Raw genomic sequence first — 18,168 nt, 5'->3', positions numbered from 1 at the left:
TCTCCCACCAGGTCGGCCCGGTACGGCGGGCACGGCGTTCGAGACTTCGCCATCCGCGAGCTGTGATCCACGGTGACGTCGTCGTCCTCGGTCGCCCGTCACCGCTCAGCGCACCGACTGGGGGAACCTCAGCACGTGGTCCGGGTCGTAGCGGCGGGCCACGGCACGCAACCGGCGCAGGTTGTGCCGGTACGACGTCTGCGCCCAGTCCTCCGGCAACGGGTCCAGGTAGTTGATGTACGTGCCGGTGCCGACCAGGCGCGCCAACGCCTTCTGCGCCTGGTCCACCTCGCGCGTGACCTGGTCGGGCGGCAGGGTGCCCACAGAGCCGAAGGGCTCGATGGACGTCGGCGCGCCGCGGTGCGGATAGGCCGTGTCCGTCGGCGTCCGCCGGTCGATCGCTCCACCGAGCGCGCCCAGGATCAGCAGCGCGCTGTCCATGCCGCGCACCGTGTCCGCGACCGCCGCCGGGTCGTGCCACCGGTCCACGATCCGTGACGACGCGCGGAACGCGTTGCGGGTCGGCTGGCCACCGGTCATGATCGCCGTCGCGGTCGGGTAGTCGACCTCGGCGTGTTCGACCGGTGCGTCCACGCCGGCCGCGTCGAGCAGGCGGGCGAGTTCCGCGAGCACCACGCCCTCGCGTCCGACACCGCAGCCGAACACGTCCACCGCGCCGTTCGGCATGACCACGCAGGAGGTGGACACCTCCTCGGGCAGCGCCACGCTCCACGGCTGCCAGCCGCCGAGCACCTCGGCCGCCGACCCGGCCGGGAACCGGACGCGGAACACGGTCAGCACCTCCGGCATCGGCGCGGTGGCGAACTCGAACGAGGTGACCACCCCGAAGTTGCCGCCACCACCGCCGCGCAACGCCCAGAACAGTTCGGACTCGCAGGCCTCCGACGCGGTGACCACCCGGCTGTCCACCGTGACCATCCTGGCGGCACGCAGCCTGTCGCAGACGAGGCCGTACGTGCGCTGCGTCCAGCCGAGACCCCCGCCGAGGGTGAACCCCGCGATGCCGACGGACTGGCAGTTGCCCAGCGGCAGGCACCGCCCGGCGGCGGTGAGCGCCCAGTAGACCTGGCCGAGGCGTGCACCCGCGCCAACCACGGCGGTGCCGTCGGACCGCACCTCCACCCCGGACATTCGCGTGAGGTCGACCACCAGGCCGTCGTGCGGGGTGGAGTAGGCGGCGTAGCTGTGCCCGCCGCCGCGGGCAGCCACCCGGACGCCGGATCGGCGTGCCTCCTCCAGACAGTGCTGCACGTCCTGCGGCCGCACGCACCGGGCGATCGCGGCAGGCCGATGATGGTCGAACAGCGAGTTGAACGGCAGCCGCGCGGTGTCGTAGCCGTCATCACCGGGCAACAGGAGTTCACCGTCCAGGCGAGCGCGCAACCGCGCCCACCGCGGTGGGCGCGCGGCCGCGACTCCCTCACCGCTCACACCCGCCGCACGTGAGGCCACCGCGGCGCCCACCCACCGCAACACGTCCCGCCGCGAAACCGCCACACCGCCCCCGTCCCTCGGTCCTGCGTGCAATCCAACAAGGGATCCGGCCAAGGCAAATCCGCTGTTCGGTGGCCGTCGGCCGCGGTGAGCCGTACGGCTTCCAGTTCGAGAGACTCGATGTGGGCCGGTAGCACCGGTCGAGTTCGCTCCCGTCAGCCCTGCTGTCGTGGAAGAAGCTTCGTCAACATCTGCTGAAGCTCCACGACAGCCGGAGGGACGACACTGCCACCGTGCACAAAGGAGGTTCGTCGCAGCCCGAGCTCCTGGACGGTCGGGCGAGGTTCGACGGCGAACCGGGTGTCGACGGCAGAGTGGGTGGTGAGGGTGCAGCCCAATCCTTCTGCGACCAGGCCGTGGATCATGTTCAGGTCGTCGGTGCGCATGAGGACTTTCGGCTGGAATCCGAGCAGGTGACACGCGCGGCGCAGCACACGGTCAGAGGCTTCGTTCTCGTCTCGGCTGCAGACCCAATCGGCGTCGGCGAGCTCGGCCAGGTCTACCTCGGGGAGATCCGCGTAGGGGCTGTCGCGGGCGACGAGCACCCTGTAGTCCTCTTCCAGCAGCACCGTGAGCTCGAGTTCGGGGGAGGTGAAGGCTGGGTCGTCGGCGGAGTCGTAGATCAGACCCGCGTGCAGGTCTCCGGCGTGCAGGAGCTCGACCACGTCGGTGGGTTCGGCTTCGACCACTTCGACCTTCACGTGCATCCGTGCACTCAACTGCCGGATGGCACGGGGCAGCAGTTGCGACCCTATTGACGCGAATGTGCCGACCCGGATGGTGGCCAGCCCGAGATCGCGCTGCGTTGTGACGAGGCGTTCAGCCTGGTCGAGCCGGATCAGGATCTGTTCGGCCTCGGCGACGAAGACCGTGCCGAGCGGAGTGAGCCGTGCACCGCTGCGGTCGCGCTCGACGAGCCGAGCCTTGAAGTGCCGTTCGAGCGCCGCGAGGTGGTGGGCGATGGTCGGAACGCCGTACCCCAGCGCCCGCGCGGCCGCGGTGAGCGATCCGTGGTCCCGGATGGCGACGAGGACCCGGAGCTGCTGAGGCTGGATCACCTCATAGATTCTATGAGGCTGTCCCTGATTTCGTGCTATATCTGCGTGGTCGAACGATCGCTACGTTCAGCGTCGTGAACCGAACGTACGGGCCCGGTGCCGGCTTGACGCCTGCGGAAACACGCGTCCTCAACGCCATTGACGAGCAAGCTCTTGTCGGTGAACTGGTCGCGATGATCCGCGTCCCGAGCGTCACCGGCAGCGACGCCGAGTCCGATCTGCAGCACTGGCACACCAGCCGGCTCACCACGCTTGGCTTCGACGTCGACACGTGGAAGCTCGATCTCGACGACCTCGCTGACCACCCGGACCACCCCGGCACCGAGGCGGCCCGCACCGAGGGTTACGGGGTTGTGGGCGTTCTGGGACCGCCTGGCATCCCGGCGCTCGTGCTGCAGGGGCACGTCGACGTGGTTCCGACCGGCGACCTCGACAACTGGGTCGATCGTGACCCGTGGAGCGGCGCGATCAAGCAGAACGTCGTCCACGGTCGCGGTGCCTGTGACATGAAGGCCGGCGCGGCAGCGAACCTCGCCATCGCCCGAGCGCTCGTCGCGTCCGGTGTGAAGCTGGAGCGGCCGTTCGCACTCCACGCGGTGATCAGTGAAGAGGACGGCGGCATCGGCGCATTCGCGACCATGCTGCGCGGCCACACGGGCGAGGCAGCGGTGATCACCGAGCCCACCAGCGGCAACGTCGTGGTTGCCAATGCTGGAGCTCTGACCTTCGCTCTGCGCGTGCACGGCCACGCCACCCACGGAAGCTCGAGGCTCGCGGGCCACAGCGCTCTCGACGCGTTCCTGCCTGTCCACGCCGCGATCGCCGAGCTCGAACGGGAACGCAACGCGCACCCGGACGCACTGTTCGACGGCAACGTCCTGCCCTACCCCATCTCGATCGGCACCGTCCGAGCGGGCGACTGGGCGAGCAGCGTTCCCGATCTCCTCATCGCCGAAGGACGGCTCGGCGTCCAGCTCGACGAACCGCCGGCCGAAGCACGGGCCGCGCTGGAACGAGCGGTCGCCGACGCCTGCTCGCGAGACCCGTGGCTGCGTGATCACCCCGTGGAGGTCACCTGGCCGGGCGGGCAGTTCGCCAGCGGGCGCATTGACACCGGGCACCCGTTGGTGGACGAGGTGGTCGACTCGATCCGGGTTGCGGAGGGACGTGACGCCAGCCTCGTCGGAGCGCCATACGGCAGCGATCTGCGCCACTACACCGGTATCGGTGGCATCCCCACTCTCCACTATGGACCGGGTGATGTCCGCCTGGCGCACGGACCGCGGGAGCGGGTGGACATCGACGAACTGCTGCGGGCCACGCGTACCCTCGCCGTACTCACGGCGCGCCGCTGCGGCGTGCACCTGTAGTTCACGGTCGCTTCGGTGTGGATTGCGCACACATCGACGGCCGGGTGGGGCTGCAGCGGTGGACGGGTGGCCGCCTACTCGTGACAGGACTGGGGAACGTCCCGACGGTGGTCCATGCCTGGTTCGGATGGTTCTCGGGAGGATGGACCGCAGACGGGCCAATGTGGATGTTCTTGGCCAGTACGAAATCCCCAGCGCATGGTCATAGCCGTCGAGCTGGTGCACCCACCGCTTGCCCCCCACATACGGCACTTCGCAGACGCAGTTCGTGCGCCACCCACACCGAGGCCGCTACTTGCGCACGCCGGTCGCGCTGAACTCCAACGCCGATGGTCGCGCTGCGCCCGTCGGATCGGCGCAGGCAGGCGGTGAGGTTCGGCCGGTGGCCAAGGCTGAGCGCGGCGGCGCGAATCCGTTCGACGACCTCGGGACCGGCACCGGGCAGGTCGTTGATCCTCATCCCGGGTAACGCTTGCGTAACGGCGGCTTGTCGTGACCTGAACCACGAAGCTAGCGTCAACGATGACGTAATGAAGCCGCCGTGTCTCTGAATGATCCTGGTGGATCTCATAGGCGTGGCAATTCTGCTGCCATGCGCGTGACAAGCAATCAGAACGGAACCTTCGCGGCTCTGGCTGCGCGTTACGTCAACGTTGACGTAAGGGGGAATGAACGGACGGGCGCGCGGAGTCCTCTCCTGATCAGCCACAACATGGCGCACGTCTTCGAGATCGCCGATCGCATCCACGTCCAGCGCCTCGGCGCAAGGCCGTCGTCGACCTGAAGACCATCTCGATGTCCGACGCGGTGGCGATCATGACCGGAGTGACGGAGCCGCCCGACCAGACCGCCTGACGGTTTTCCCCTTGCCGCAACGCCTTCACCGGACGTTGCGCGGACGAGCACGCCCTCTAGGAGGTGTCATGAGACGACGTCGCCTCATCAGCCTGCTGACCGTCGCTGCCCTGGTCGGGGCGGTACCGGTCGCACAGGCCGAGCCGCCGTTCATCGAGCCCCACCGACCGCAGTTCCACTACACACCGGCGAAGAACTGGATGAACGACCCCAACGGGCTCGTCTACCACAAGGGGGAGTACCACCTCTTCTACCAGTACAACCCGGAGGGAAACACCTGGGGCAACATGTCCTGGGGCCACGCGGTGAGTCCTGATCTGGTGCACTGGCGCGAACTTCCGCTCGCTCTCCCGCACGACGACAACGAGATGGTGTTCTCCGGCAGTGCCGTCGTCGACCACGGCAACACGTCCGGGTTCGGCACGCCGGGGAACCCGGCCATGGTCGCGATCTACACCACTCACTCCAAGCTGAACGGCCGGCAGGCGCAGTCCTTGGCCCACAGCACCGACAACGGCCGCACGTGGACCAAGTACGCGGGCAACCCGGTGCTCGACATCGGCTCCACGGAGTTCCGTGATCCGAAGGTCCAGTGGCAGGCAGGGCGCTGGCTGATGACGGTCGCACTGTCCACAGAGCACAAAGTCCGCCTCTACTCCTCGCCCGACCTCAAGACCTGGACACACCTCAGCGATTTCGGCCCGCAGGGCGCGGTCGGTGGCGTGTGGGAGTGCCCGGACCTCTTCCCGCTCCGAGTCGACGGGGACCCCCGCAAGACGAAGTGGGTTCTCGTGGTCAGCATCAACCCCGGTGGCATTGCGGGTGGTTCGGCCGCGCAGTACTTCGTCGGGGACTTCGACGGCACTCGATTCATCCCTGACGACGACGGTGGTTACACACCGCCCAGGGGCGTGGTGATGCAGGATTTCGAGTCGTCCTACGGCGGCTGGATCACCACCGGCAGCGCGTTTGGCAGTGCACCGGCCACAGGCGCACTGCCGGGACAGCTCCCCGTCAGCGGTGTCGAGGGAACTGGGTACGCCAACAGCTTTCACGGAGGCGACGGATCGACCGGGACCCTGACCTCACCACCGTTCGAGGTGGACGAGGCCTACCTCAACTTCAAGATCGGCGGTGGCAAGCACCCCCACGACCCGGCGGCCTCGACCGACGACCCGCCGGCGGCAAGCCAGGTCCTCGCTGATTTCGAAGGCGGCTCCTACGGGACCTGGATCGCCACCGGTGAGGCATTCGGTGCCGCCCCCGCAACCGGCACACTGCCAGGCCAGCAGCAGGTGTCGGGGTGGCAGGGGAGCGGTCTGGTCAACTCCTTCCTGAACGGCGATGGGACCACCGGCACACTCACCTCGCCCGAGTTCACCATCTCCTCGCCGTACTTGAACTTCCTCGTCGGTGGCGGCAACCACCCGGAGGGCTCCGCAGCACCCACCGCCGTGCGGCTGGTCGTGGACGGGAAGGTCGTGCGCAGCGCCACCGGCAAGGACTCCGAGGCCCTGGACTGGGCATCGTGGGACGTGCGCGATCTCGCCGGCAAGGCGGCCCGCCTGGAAGTCGTGGACGACAACACCGGCGGCTGGGGACACATCCTCGTCGACCACGTGGTCCTCGCCCAGACGCCCGCCAAGCCGCGCTCCACCGAGACGACGGTCAACCTCGTGATCGACGGGAAGGTCGTGCGCACCGCCACGGGGGCGGACAGCGAGACCCTTGACTGGGCCTCTTTCGACCTGCGTGAGTACCGTGGCAAGCAAGCACGCATCTCGCTGGTGGACAGGAACACAGCCGGGTGGGGTCACGTGCTCGCCGACCGGTTCACCCTCGCCGACGCACCGGCCAGGTCCACAGTGGAACGGGCGGACTGGGTGGACTTCGGCAAGGACTACTACGCCCCCGTGTCTTGGGAGAACGTCCCTGACGGCAAGCGCTACGCCATCGGCTGGATGAACAACTGGCAGTACGCCGGGAACACCCCGACCTCGCCGTGGCGCAGTGCGCAGAGCGTGTCCAGGCAGCTGGGACTGCGCACTGTTGGCGATGAGGTCAAGCTCGTTCAGGAACCGGTGCGTGCTCTCGACAGGCTCCACCAGGGCCCACCGGTCTTCGTGCACGGCAGCACCGTCCGCGAGGGCTCGCGGTCACTGGGCAGGCGCGCCGAAGGACAGGCCCTGGACATCGAGGCGACCTTCTCCGTGATGGACGCCGACCGCTTCGGACTGAAGGTGCACAGCGGCCCCGGGCAGGAGACGGTGATCGGCTACGACGCCACTCGCCGTGAACTGTACGTGGATCGCACGCGGTCCGGGCGCGTCGACTTCAGCCCTGACTTCCCGGCCGTGCAACGCGCACCGCTCACCGTCGTGAACGGAAAGGTGACGCTTCGCGTGCTGGTGGATCGCTCATCGGTCGAGGTCTTCGGCGGCATGGGCCAAGCCGTGATCACCGGCCTCGTCTTCCCCGATGCGGACAGCGACGAGGTGAAGGTCTTCTCCGAGGGCGGCAATGCCCGAATCGACCGTCTGACCCTGTGGCACATGGGTTCCTACCGACGCTGATCGCTCGCGGTGGCGGACCCTGTTCCGCCACCGCTTCTCCCACAGGGAAAAGCTCGTGATCATCGTTGGTGGCGAGGCGCTCGTCGACCTCGTGCCCGACCGCGTCGGCGGCTATCGGCCCCCGCCGGGGGAAGCCCGGCTGACACGGCCCTGTCGAATGTGACGTTCAGGGAGATGTCCCCAAGGCCTCCGGGGAGAACACGTAACGCGAGAACCAGCGGTGCATCTGGCGTTGTAGGGCCAGGTCGCCGTACATGTGTACGTCTGGATGACGCAGCAGCTGTGCCCAGGACAGCTCTCCCAGCCACCACCTGGTCACCGCCATGGTCGGGGCCGCCAGCCAGATGTCGACAGGTGCTCCGGTGTCCTGCTGACACAGGTTCACGTCAGTCCGCGACAGGTGCAGCCAGTACTTCTCGTCCCGGTCGGTGAAGTCGATGGAGACCACAACGGTCCGTTCCGGCAGGGCTTCGACGTTGATCCGGCGCTGAATGTCCCAGGTCAGGGCCGCAGTGTCCAGGTCGTCCTCGGTCAACGCGGCACTCTGCGCGGCCACCGCCCATCGGGCCAGTTCCTGTACCACCGGGGCCAGTGCGACGCCGGCTCTGGTCAGCCGGTAGTCGTCGTCGACGATGCCGGCGGCGCGCAGTGCCCGCAGCCGCGCGGACAGCGTCGCCCGTGGAATGCGGGGCAGGCCCCGCCGGATCTCGGTGAAGGTGGACGCGCCGAGCAGCAACTCCCGCACGACCAGCAACGTCCAGCGCTCACCCAACACGTCCAGAGCCCGCGCTACCGCGCAGAACTGCCCGTAGCCCGTCACGGTTCAAATGTTGAACTACTGATCAGGCCAGGTCCAGTCGATGATCACATCCATGAATGACGTGACGGCGGCGATCGGGAACACACCGCTGGTGCGGCTGAACAAGGTCGTGCCCGCGGGATGCGCGGAGATCTTCGTCAAGGTCGAAGGGCAGAATCCGACCGGCAGCATGAAGGACCGGATGGCGCTGGCGATGATCGCCAAGGCCGAGGATGACGGACGGCTGCGGCCCGGTGACACGGTCGTCGAGTACACGGGCGGCGGCACCGGCGCGTCCCTGGCGCTTGTCTGTGCGGCGAAGGGACATCGCCTGCGGATTGTCACATCGGACGCGTTCAGCGAGGACAAGCTGGTTCAGATGGCGGCTCTCGGCGCGGAGCTCACGGTCATCTCGAGTGACCAGGGAATGATCACCAAGGCGTTGATCCTCGCCATGATCGAGAAAGCCGAGCAGCTCAGCCGGCAGCCGCACACCTTCTGGACCGACCAGCTCACCAACACCGACAGCATCGCCGGCTACCACCCCATGGGCGAGGAGATCTGGACGCAGATCGGGGGGCGGGTCGACGTGTTCGTCCAGTCGATCGGCTCGTCGGCCTCACTGCACGGCGCCGCGACCCCGCTCAAGCGCCACAATCCGGCGCTGCGGGTGGTCGCGGTCGAACCGGCGGAGTCCGCCGTGCTGTCCGGTGGCCGGCCGGGCGCGCACCGCATCGAGGGCATCGGGATCGGTTACGTCCCGCCGATGTGGGACCCGGACCTGCCGGACGGGATCGTCCCGATAGCCACTGCTGACGCCGAGGACATGGCCAGGCGCCTGGCTCGCGAGGAGGGCCTCTTCGCCGGCACGTCGTCAGGCGCGAACGTGCTCGCCGCGATCCAGGTCGGCAGGCGCCTCGGACCGACCGCCAGGATCGCAACCTTGCTGGTGGATTCGGGACTGAAGTATCTGAGCACCACTGTGTACCAACGCGGATGAGTTCGGCAACACGCCTTCACTGGCCGGTGCGGCGCCGAAGCGGACCACCGGGATCAGGTCGACGTCGTTCATCGCCAGGTCCTGCTGGTGGCGACCGAACTGCGGGTTCTCGGCGTTGTCAGGATGTGCGGAGGTTCGTTGCAACCGCTGCCTCGCGCTCAGCGAGACCGGACGGCGGATCCGTACAGCGATCATGGTCGGGGCACGAGGTGGAGGTCGGTCACAGCAGGGGCAGCAGGATGGGGACGGCGTTGACGGCACCGTGGACGGCGACGATGGGCCACATCATCCGGTACTTGCTCCAGAGGTAGCCGAGGAACAGCCCGAGAATGCCCTGGTTGACGAACGTCGACGCGAGGTCTGCCGGCAGATCACCGCTGCTCTGGATGGCGATGTGCCAGGCGGCCCAGAGCAGTGACGCGAGCACGATCGCCGGCCACCGGCCGATGATCGCCTCCCACCTGGACTGCAGCCAGCGGCGGTAGAAGACTTCCTCCAGCAGGCTGTTGACGAGGAACCCGACGACCAGCGCGAGCACGAGCGTGACCAGGTCGACGGTGGTCGCGAAGTCGCTGGACGGCATGGCCCACGGACTTGCGTAGCTGAGGAGACCCCACGCGGCCACCGGGATCACGGGTGCCCAGTGCCGCCACGCGTCCAACTGCCCACCTGCCAGGCGCCAGGCCGTTCCCTTGCGCCGCAAGCTCCAGAACATCGCTGCGGGCACAGCGAGCAGTAGTAGCGCCTTCAACAGGGTGTGGGCAGGCTCGCCACCACCGGCCAGTCGCAGCGTGACCGCGAAGAGCACCGCCAAGGCCAGGAGGACACCCGCTTCGAGGCGGGGTTGGCGCTCTGTCGTCGTGATCGCGGCGGCGGGGAACGACACCAGGCGTACCAGCGCGACGCCGGCGAGTACGGGAATCCAGCGGAACCACATGGGGACTGTGTCGTCGGTGTCCGCCGAGTACCGGACACCGGTGTTGCCGGTCAGCACGAACCACAGGGCCGATCCGACGATCAGCAGCAGTCCCACGACGAGCACGACCAACCCTGTGGCACGACCGGATGTCGCACCCCGAGCCTTATTTAGCATGCTTGTACGGTACAGGAGACCGTACAAGCGTGCTTTAATCTGGGCATGCCGAAGCTCGTCGACCACGACCAGCGGCGGGCGGAACTGGCCCGGGTGGCCTGGGACGTCATCAGCCGGGACGGCATCGAGGGCGTGACCGTGCGGAAGATCGCCGAGCAGGCCAACGTCTCGGTCGGCGGCCTTCGGCACTACTTCGACAGCCAACGCGGCCTGCTCCTGTTCGCGGCGAAGGCGATGGCCGACAAGGTCACCGCCCGCATCGCCGAGCATCTCCGCGGCGACCTGCCCGGCCGCGACCGGGCCCGGCTGATGCTCGAGGAACTGCTGCCACTGGACGCCGACCGGCGGGTGGACGTGGAAGTGTGGCTCGCCTGCCTCATGCGCTCACGCTTCGACGAATCACTCGGCGAACTGCACGCGGCAGGACTCCCCGGCGAACGGCACATCTGCCGACTCGCGGTGGCACACTTCTGCGGACAGCCACCTCCAGAGCACATCGGGGACCCGCTCGACAACGCTCACCTCGACCGGCAGGCCAGGCGCCTCCACACGTTCATCAACGGCCTGAGCCTGCAAGCGGTGATGTACCCGCGCGAGTTCCCGGTCGAGGAGATCCGGCGCCTCTTGCACGATGAACTGGCCGCCCTTCTTCCCGAAGGTCCCTGAGTCAGCGGCCCGCCACCTCGAACAGGAACACCCTCACCCGTCCAGCAGACCCAGCTGATCGTGGTGGCCAGACGGGTCCACGTCTCGACCCGAGCCTGGCGAATCCGTCCTTCACACGTCCGACAACTCGGCCATCCACTGGGCGGCATCGCGCTGTCCTCTGCCTCAACAGTGCGTCGGTACTGCGGATGATCAAAGTCCATTTTGGATGCGATGTGGAGATGTGCAGGACAGGTGCCGCGTCCGGCACACGCCGAACCGACGCCAGCATCTGGTCAGCGGGATCTTCTTCCCGAGCGGCGAACCGCCGCAGGGTGTGAGGAATTTTGACGGCATCCCCACGAGCTGACGACATTGCCCTGACATCGGTGGAGTGCCCGTGTCAGCGCAGTGACAGTCGCGTGTCTGACCTGTTGGCGAATGTGGTCGCAACAACCAACAAGGGAGACACGAGATATCCACGTTCACCACACCGAAGCCAATCACCGCCACGTTGATCACCGCAGGCGCCCGTGTGCGGATCGCGGCGGTCGAGCGGACGGACACGGTGGTGCGCGTTGAGCCCGTCAACGGCGCGAACTCCACGGACGTGAAGGTGGCGGAGAAGACCAAGGTCGACTTCTCCGACGGCGTGCTGGCTGTGAAGACGACGAAGTCCGGTGCCGAGGACGGTTCTGTAGCCATCACGATCGAGCTGCCGGCCGGATCCAGGTTGATCCTCCACACCGCCTGGACGGAGGTGCGGGCCGACGGCACTCTCGGCGACTGCGAGGTCAACATCGGGTCGGGCCAGGTCCAGCTCGACCGCATCGCGACGCTGCGGGGCAACCTCGGATCGGGCGGCCTCGCCGTCGGGCACGTCGCCGGGGACGCCGTCATCGAGGGCAGCTCGGCCGGCGTGCGGCTCGGCGAGGTCGAGGGCGTTGTCAGGTACCAGGGCTCGACCGGGAAGGTCTGGATCGGCCACGCCCGCTCCGACGTGGACCTGGGCGGGTCGAGCGGAAGCTTCGAGATCGGCAGGGCCGACGGCAGCGTCATCGCCAAGGCGGCCAACTGCCCGATCCGGATCGGGCGGGTCACGCGCGGCCAGGTGGAGCTGATGAACGCGTCCGGTGGCATTGAGATCGGTGTCTGTGAAGACACCCACGCCGAGGTGGACGCGAAGAGCACGAAGGGGTTGGTGCGCAACTCCCTTCCCGCACAGGACAATCCCGGCAACTTCATGAAGGTCTACGCCCGCACGCGACTCGATGACATCGTCATCCACCCCGCAAAGGCCTGATCCACGACACGGAAGGCGCCAATGTGGCGCACTCCGGTTTCTCGACTGGCAGGATCAGACAGGTGGAGATCAGGATCCTGGGTCCGTTCGAGGTTCGCGCGGACGACGGCACCGTTGCCGAGGTGCCGGGTGCGCGGCTGCGAGGGCTGTTGGCCGCTCTCGCGCTCAACCCGGGTCACGTGTTTTCGAAGGCGACGCTGATCGACTGGATCTGGGGCGCAAATCCTCCTGCAGACGCAGCGAACGCGTTGCAGCGCTTGGTTTCACGGTTGCGCAAGGCGCTTCCGCACGCGGTGGTCGAGGGGCTGACGGACGGCTACCGGCTGGCGTTGACTCCCGACGCGGTCGACGCGGTGAGGTTCGAACGGCTTTGTGCCCTGGCGCGAAGCGACCGGGGCCCGCAGCGGCTGCGCGACGCGCTCGGCTTGTGGCGTGGTCCGGCATTGCAGGACGTCGGTCTTCAGGACAGTGAAGCGTTCGACGCGGCAGCCACTCGCCTGGAGGCACTGCGGCTCACTGCGCTGGAAGACCGGTTCGACGCAGAGATCAGCCTCGGCCACGGCGCGGACCTGCTCGCGGAACTGACTGACCTGGTGGCCGCACATCCGGTGCGGGAAAAGCTGGCCGCTGCTTTGATGCGCGCTCTCGCCGCAGCCGGTCGCAACAGCGAGGCACTGCTCGCGTACCAGCACACCAGAGAAGCGCTGGCCGAGAAATTGGGCGTCGACCCTTCACCCGAGCTGTCCGCGTTGCACGTCGCGCTGCTGCGTGGCGAGGTCGGACGTCGCGAAGAGAGCCGCAAGACCAACCTGCGAGCCGAGCTGACCAGCTATGTCGGCAAGGACGCCGACGTCACCGCGGTCCGCAACCTCGTCGCCGGCCATCGGCTCATCACCCTGACCGGCCCCGGTGGCTCGGGAAAGACGAGGCTGGCAACGGAAACCGCTCGCACGCTGTTGGGAGACCTGCCGGACGGGGCCTGGCTGGTGGAGCTCGCGGCCATCGGTACCGACGGAGACGTCGCACAAGCGGCGCTGTCCGGGCTCGGCCTGAGGGATACGCTCCTCGGGGAGGCGTCGAACGCGGAGCCGGCTGACCGGCTTGTCACCGCGATCCGGGACCGGGAAACGCTGCTGGTCCTGGACAACTGTGAGCACGTGATCGCGGCCGCGGCGGCGCTCGCTCACCGGCTGCTCGGGGAATGCCCGCGGCTGCGGATCCTCGCGACGAGCAGGGAACCGCTCGGCATCACCGGCGAGGCGCTGTGGTCGGTCGAACCCCTCGCCCTGCCGGATGGTGTCCAGTTGCTGACGGATCGCGCGGTCGCGGTGCGCAAGGACATCGCCGTAGATGCGACGACTCTGGCGACGATGGCGCGTGTGTGCCGGGCGCTGGACGGAATGCCTCTCGCGATCGAGCTGGCCGCGGCCAGGTTGCGCACCATGTCCATCGACCAGCTCGCTGACCGGCTGGACGACAGGTTCCGGCTGCTCACAGGTGGCAGTCGGACCGCGTTGCCCCGGCACCGGACGTTGCGTGCGATGGTCGACTGGAGCTGGGAGCTGCTGAACGACGCCGAACGGGTGGTGCTGCGCAGACTGTCGGTGTTCGCCGGCGGGGCGAGTCTGGCTGCGGCCGAGCGGGTCTGCGCGGGAGAACTCGTCGAGGAGTACGAGGTTCTTGAGCTGCTCACCGCGCTGACCGAGAAATCGCTGCTCGTCGCGGCCGGTGATGGCGAACCGCGGTACCGGATGCTCGGCACGATCAAGGAGTACAGCGCCGCAAGGCTCGCGGAGGCGGGGGAGTCGGAGGTTGCGCGGCAGGCGCATCTCGCCTGCTTCACCGAACTCGCCGAGACCGCGGACCCTCATCTTCGCCGTGCCGAGCAGCTGGAATGGCTCGCTGTGCTCAGGGCAGAGCACGACAACATCACATCGGCCATGCGTGGTGCACTCACGGCCGGTGAGGCACACGCGGCGATGCGGCTCGCTGCGGCCGCTGCCTGGTACTGGTGGCTGATCGGCCACAAGGCCGAGGGCATGGAGCTGATCACCGCGGCCATCGGCACGCCCGGCGAGGTGCCCGATGAGATCCGGGCCGTGGTGTACGCCCTCACCTCGGTGTTCGTGACCTCCGGCCCCGGCGACGCACCTGAGGCCGCGGAGTGGGTCCACAAGGCCTACGAGTTCGGCCGCCGCGGTCGGCACCACCATCCCGGGTTGAGGTTGGTCGTCCCGCTGGAGCACCTGCTGCGAGGGTCGGAGGCCGTCCTGCCCGCGTGGGAGTCGTTGCTGGACGACGACGACGACCCCTGGGTGCGTGCCCTTTCGCGGTTGCACATCGGCAAGATGCGGATCATGCTCGGCCAGGGCGAAGCCGCGGAGTCCTGCTTCGAGGAGTCACTGGTCGAGTTCCGGGTGCTCGGCGAGCGGTTCGGAACTTCGTTCGCGCAGACCGAGCTGGCCGATCGCCTCGCCATGCGCGGCGAGTTCGCCGAGGCGTGCGAGCACTTCGAACAAGCGGTCGCGGTCGTCACCGAACTTGGTGCTGTCGACGACGTCGTGCAGATGCGCGTGCGACAAGCACGGCTGTATTGGCTCATGGGCGACAAGGAGGCCAGTGCCGCTGCCGTGACAGAAGCGGAAAGCCGCGCCGAGGGGATCAACTGGCCGGGCACGCTGGCGGCCCTGGCCTTGGCGAAGGCCGAACTCGCCCGATGGAATGGCGACGCCGAGGAGGCGTTCGACCAGCTCGGCGACGCGGCGAGGTTGCTGGGAGATGAAGCGCTGCAACCACACCTCCGTGCGACGACCCGCGAGATGTACGCCTGGTTCGCCGACGACCTCGGCGAGGCGCGCGAGCATCGAGCGGCGGCCTGTCAGACAGCGGCCGAGACGGGGTACGCACCTGCGATCGCGCAGACGATCGTCGGGGTCGCGGACCTGGCACTGCGTTGCGAGCAGCACGAGCAGGCCGCACGGCTGCTGGCGGCGAGCGCACGCGTGCTCGGCCTGGTCGACCGGTCCAACCCGGACGTGACGCGAATCGAGCAGGCAGCACGGGCCCGCCTTGGTGACGCAGCGTTCGACGAGGCGGCTCGGGAGGGCGCGGAGACGAGCTGGAACGAGCTCGTCGAGGCCACACTCGCTGGATGAGCTGGGGCTGCTGACAGCGGTCCTGTCATCGGTTCGGGCCGTGTCAGCGTCGTGACAGTGCGGTGTCTGGCCGATCGGCGACCGTGGTGGCAACACACCACCACGAGGGGAAATCCGATGAGCCAAACGGCTTCCGTCCCGCAGGGCCTGCCGATGGAGCGCGACGCGGGCCCGTTCGATCCGCCCAGCCAGATCACCCGGCTGCGTGAGGCCCATCCCGTCAGCCCGATGGTCTTCCCGGACGGCCACGAAGGCTGGTTGGTCACCGGCTACGAGGCGGTGCGCCAGGTCATGGCCGACACCAGGTTCAGCAACCGCCAGGACGTCGGCGTGATCCACGTGCCGTACGAGACGCCTGGCATGCCCGCCGCCGCCGAACCGTCCCCGCAGACGCCAGGCTTGTTCATCAGCATGGACCCGCCGGACCACACCCGGTTGCGGCGCAAGCTGATCGGCGCGTTCACCGTCAAGCGGATGAAGCAGCTCGAAGAGGGCATCGTCGCGATCACCGAGCAGCAGCTGGACGAACTGGCAAAGCTCAGCCCGCCGGTCGACCTCGTGAAGCAGTTCGCCCTTCCGGTGCCGTCGCTGGTGATCTGCGAACTGCTCGGCGTCCCCTACGAGGACCGGGAGACCTTCCAGTCGAACTCTTCGAAGTTCATGGAAAGGGACATCACCCTCGAGGACAAGATGGCCGCGATCGGCGCGATGTTCGGATATCTGACCGAACTGGTCACAGGCAAACGTGCCACCCCCGGCGACGACATCCTGTCGGATCTGGCCCGCGACGATGACCTCACCATCGAGGAACTCTCCGGCATGGCGTTCCTGCTGCTGCTCGCTGGCCACGAGACCACCGCGAACATGCTGGCGCTGGGCACATTCGCGCTCCTGGAACACCCCGCACAGCTGACCGAACTGCGCGCGGACCCCTCGCTGATGCCCGACGCCGTTGAGGAACTCATGCGCTACCTGTCGGTGGCCGACATCTTCTACCGCTACGCCACCGAGGACATCGAGCTCGGCGGCGAAACCATCCCCGCGGGCTCGACCGTTGTCGTCTCGCTGCTGGCGGCCAACCGCGACCCGCACAAGTTCGAGCACCCCGACGCCCTCGACGTACACCGCAAGGTGCGCGGCCAGGTCGCCTTCGGACACGGCATCCACCAGTGCCTCGGCCAGCAACTGGCCCGCATCGAGATGCGCGCCGCCTTCGAGGGACTGCTGCGCCGCTTCCCGACGCTCGCCCTCGCGGTTGAGGCCCGTGAGGTGAAGCTCAGGACCAACATGCACATCTACGGCGTCCACGAACTCCCGGTCACCTGGGCCTGACCCAGCGTCTACTTAGGAGAGAACCGTGAACGCGCCCGCCTGGACCGGCATGCTGCCCGTCGACGACACCGAGCTGTACGTCCGAGACACCGGCGGCCCCGGCCGTCCCGTGGTCTACCTCAACGGCGCGTACGCCGACCAGAAGCACTGGAAGCGAGTCATCGCCGAACTCGGCCCCGACTACCGCCACATCACCTACGACGAGCGCGCCCGCGGCAAGTCCAAGCGCTCCGAGGACTACTCGTTCGAGGTGTGTCTCCGAGACCTCGACGCCGTCCTCAAAGCAAGGGGCGTCGAACGGCCTCTGCTCGTCGGCTGGTCCTACGGAGGCATCCTCGCCTGGCACTGGACCGACCGGAATCCGGACCGCGTCGCCGGCGCGGTGATCGTCGACGCCTTCCCCGTCGGCCTGACCGGCGAGGCCGGCCGCGAGCGGATCCGCAAGCTGTTCCGCCGCTACCGGTTGCTGTTGCCGATCTCCGCGCGACTCGGTCTGGGCGCACGGATGAGCGCCGACGAACACGCTGACATCAACATCGAGCTCAACGAAATCGCTGCCGACAGCGTCCCGGTCCTGGGTCGTCTAACCCGCCCGGTGCGCTTCGTCCTGGCCACGGGAGACAGCCTCGGCAGCGAAGCCGGGGAGATGGAGGAGGGCAGGAAGGTGCTTGACGAGGTGCTCGCAGCCAACCCCAACATCAAGCTGAGCGCGAAGGTCCCGAGCAACCACAGCAATGTCCTGCGCAACGACTCCCCGGCCGTTGCGAAGGCCGTACGCGAACTCACCGTCACCCGGGGCCACGCCGAGGAAGACTTCGGGAAAGGCTGTAGCTGATATCGCTGAGCTTGATCTCGGTGTGGGAAGTGGATGTCATGTCACGCCTGAGATCTGGGGCGACGTCGGGTGTTGAAACGACCTGGTGTCGGGACGCTTGACGGCAGTACCCGCAGCGAGGAACCAACACAGGACCTGGGGCGGGTGAGACACAATCACCCGTCCAGGGAGGGAAGAAGCTACAGCCAGTGATATCGCTGATGGCATTGTGCAATCCGAACTATTTGGCGGACGGCGTTGACGGTGGGTAACCGCTGTCCGGGATTCTCGCTGGGACTTGCGTGGCGTCACTCCTGTGAAGGCTCGAACGAGTGACATGTCTGGATTTCTCTTGTCAGCGGCATTGTCATGTGCACGAGCGCTTCGCCTGAGGTATTTGTATACCGCGCTGAACCCTAGGGGTCATCACGATGCCGGTTGACTTAGTGATCAGTTCAAAATGAGCTGGCGTGTCGGCTTTGCTTGCGGGACAGGACATTCCAAGATCACGGCGTGCGCGAGGAGGTCGTGACCGACGAGCTGTGGGCTCGGCTGGAACCGTTGATCCCGGTATGCCCGAGGCGTTTCCGCTATCCGGGCCGCAGGCGTGCCGACGACCGGGCCGCGCTGGAGGGCATCCTGTACGCGGTGCGTAC

General features: G+C 67.6%; 13 protein-coding genes. 9 read left to right on the top strand and 4 right to left on the bottom strand.

What is annotated here, in order from left to right; translation table 11 throughout:
* Positions 1–105: 105 nt before the first annotated feature.
* Both ABFX45_RS43055 and ABFX45_RS43050 read right to left on the bottom strand, forming a co-directional pair.
* The gene (locus tag ABFX45_RS43055; protein ID WP_346136852.1) at positions 106–1,518 is read right to left on the bottom strand and encodes an FAD-binding oxidoreductase; all 1,413 of its coding nucleotides are present in this window, start codon (positions 1,516–1,518) and stop codon (positions 106–108) included.
* A gap of 152 nt (positions 1,519–1,670) precedes the next feature.
* Positions 1,671–2,573 carry a LysR family transcriptional regulator gene (locus ABFX45_RS43050; protein ID WP_109636595.1) on the bottom strand — a complete coding sequence of 301 codons (903 nt, stop codon included), beginning with the start codon at positions 2,571–2,573 and terminating at the stop codon, positions 1,671–1,673.
* Positions 2,574–2,647: 74 nt separating this feature from the next.
* Here ABFX45_RS43050 and ABFX45_RS43045 point away from each other — a divergent pair, with 74 nt between their 5' ends.
* Both ABFX45_RS43045 and ABFX45_RS43035 read left to right on the top strand, forming a co-directional pair.
* Entirely contained in the window at positions 2,648–3,943 is a 1,296-nt protein-coding gene (locus tag ABFX45_RS43045) for an ArgE/DapE family deacylase (RefSeq protein WP_346136849.1), read from the top strand.
* Between the two features lie 923 nt (positions 3,944–4,866).
* A complete protein-coding gene (locus ABFX45_RS43035) occupies positions 4,867–7,371 on the top strand; it encodes a GH32 C-terminal domain-containing protein (RefSeq protein WP_346136847.1) in 2,505 nt (834 codons plus the stop codon).
* A 166-nt stretch (positions 7,372–7,537) separates the two neighbouring features.
* Here the strand turns inward: ABFX45_RS43035 and ABFX45_RS43030 are convergent, their stop codons facing one another.
* On the bottom strand, positions 7,538–8,191 hold the full coding sequence (locus tag ABFX45_RS43030; RefSeq protein ID WP_109636597.1) for a winged helix-turn-helix transcriptional regulator: 654 nt from the start codon (positions 8,189–8,191) through the stop codon (positions 7,538–7,540).
* A 52-nt stretch (positions 8,192–8,243) separates the two neighbouring features.
* On the opposite strand from ABFX45_RS43030, the gene ABFX45_RS43025 reads away from it, so the two are divergent.
* On the top strand, positions 8,244–9,170 hold the full coding sequence (locus ABFX45_RS43025) for a PLP-dependent cysteine synthase family protein (RefSeq protein WP_346136844.1): 927 nt from the start codon (positions 8,244–8,246) through the stop codon (positions 9,168–9,170).
* 220 nt (positions 9,171–9,390) lie between these two features.
* On the opposite strand, the gene ABFX45_RS43020 is transcribed toward ABFX45_RS43025, so the two are convergent.
* Positions 9,391–10,212 (bottom strand): CPBP family intramembrane glutamic endopeptidase, encoded by an 822-nt coding sequence (locus ABFX45_RS43020; RefSeq protein ID WP_346136842.1) that lies wholly within the window; start codon positions 10,210–10,212, stop codon positions 9,391–9,393.
* 96 nt (positions 10,213–10,308) lie between these two features.
* Between ABFX45_RS43020 and ABFX45_RS43015 the strand changes: the two genes are divergently transcribed.
* The 6 genes from ABFX45_RS43015 to ABFX45_RS42990 all read left to right on the top strand — a co-directional run.
* Positions 10,309–10,929 (top strand): TetR/AcrR family transcriptional regulator, encoded by a 621-nt coding sequence (locus ABFX45_RS43015; RefSeq protein ID WP_346136840.1) that lies wholly within the window; start codon positions 10,309–10,311, stop codon positions 10,927–10,929.
* Positions 10,930–11,422: 493 nt separating this feature from the next.
* Positions 11,423–12,211, top strand: a complete 789-nt coding sequence (locus tag ABFX45_RS43010; protein ID WP_428834291.1) for a DUF4097 family beta strand repeat-containing protein — start codon at positions 11,423–11,425, stop codon at positions 12,209–12,211.
* Positions 12,212–12,273: 62 nt separating this feature from the next.
* Positions 12,274–15,366, top strand: coding sequence for an AfsR/SARP family transcriptional regulator (locus tag ABFX45_RS43005; protein WP_346136838.1), 3,093 nt, complete (start codon positions 12,274–12,276; stop codon positions 15,364–15,366).
* A gap of 117 nt (positions 15,367–15,483) precedes the next feature.
* Entirely contained in the window at positions 15,484–16,698 is a 1,215-nt protein-coding gene (locus ABFX45_RS43000) for a cytochrome P450 (protein WP_346136836.1), read from the top strand.
* Between the two features lie 25 nt (positions 16,699–16,723).
* Positions 16,724–17,533 carry an alpha/beta fold hydrolase gene (locus ABFX45_RS42995; protein ID WP_346136834.1) on the top strand — a complete coding sequence of 270 codons (810 nt, stop codon included), beginning with the start codon at positions 16,724–16,726 and terminating at the stop codon, positions 17,531–17,533.
* Between the two features lie 492 nt (positions 17,534–18,025).
* Positions 18,026–18,168: transposase (locus ABFX45_RS42990; RefSeq protein ID WP_346136874.1), on the top strand; the 143-nt coding region annotated here is incomplete at its 3' end.

It is taken from the genome of Lentzea roselyniae (assembly GCF_039537795.1).
GTDB classification, from domain to species: domain Bacteria; phylum Actinomycetota; class Actinomycetes; order Mycobacteriales; family Pseudonocardiaceae; genus Lentzea; species Lentzea atacamensis.
This window is presented reverse-complemented; position numbering and strand designations above follow the sequence as displayed.

Bases quoted from the DNA above. Each gene is read 5' to 3' on its own strand.
- ABFX45_RS43015 (WP_346136840.1), top strand. From the start codon at position 10,309: ATGCCGAAGCTCGTCGACCACGACCAGCGGCGGGCGGAACTGGCCCGG.
- ABFX45_RS43025 (WP_346136844.1), top strand. From the start codon at position 8,244: ATGAATGACGTGACGGCGGCGATCGGGAACACACCGCTGGTGCGGCTG.
- ABFX45_RS43000 (WP_346136836.1), top strand. From the start codon at position 15,484: ATGAGCCAAACGGCTTCCGTCCCGCAGGGCCTGCCGATGGAGCGCGAC.
- ABFX45_RS43035 (WP_346136847.1), top strand. From the start codon at position 4,867: ATGAGACGACGTCGCCTCATCAGCCTGCTGACCGTCGCTGCCCTGGTC.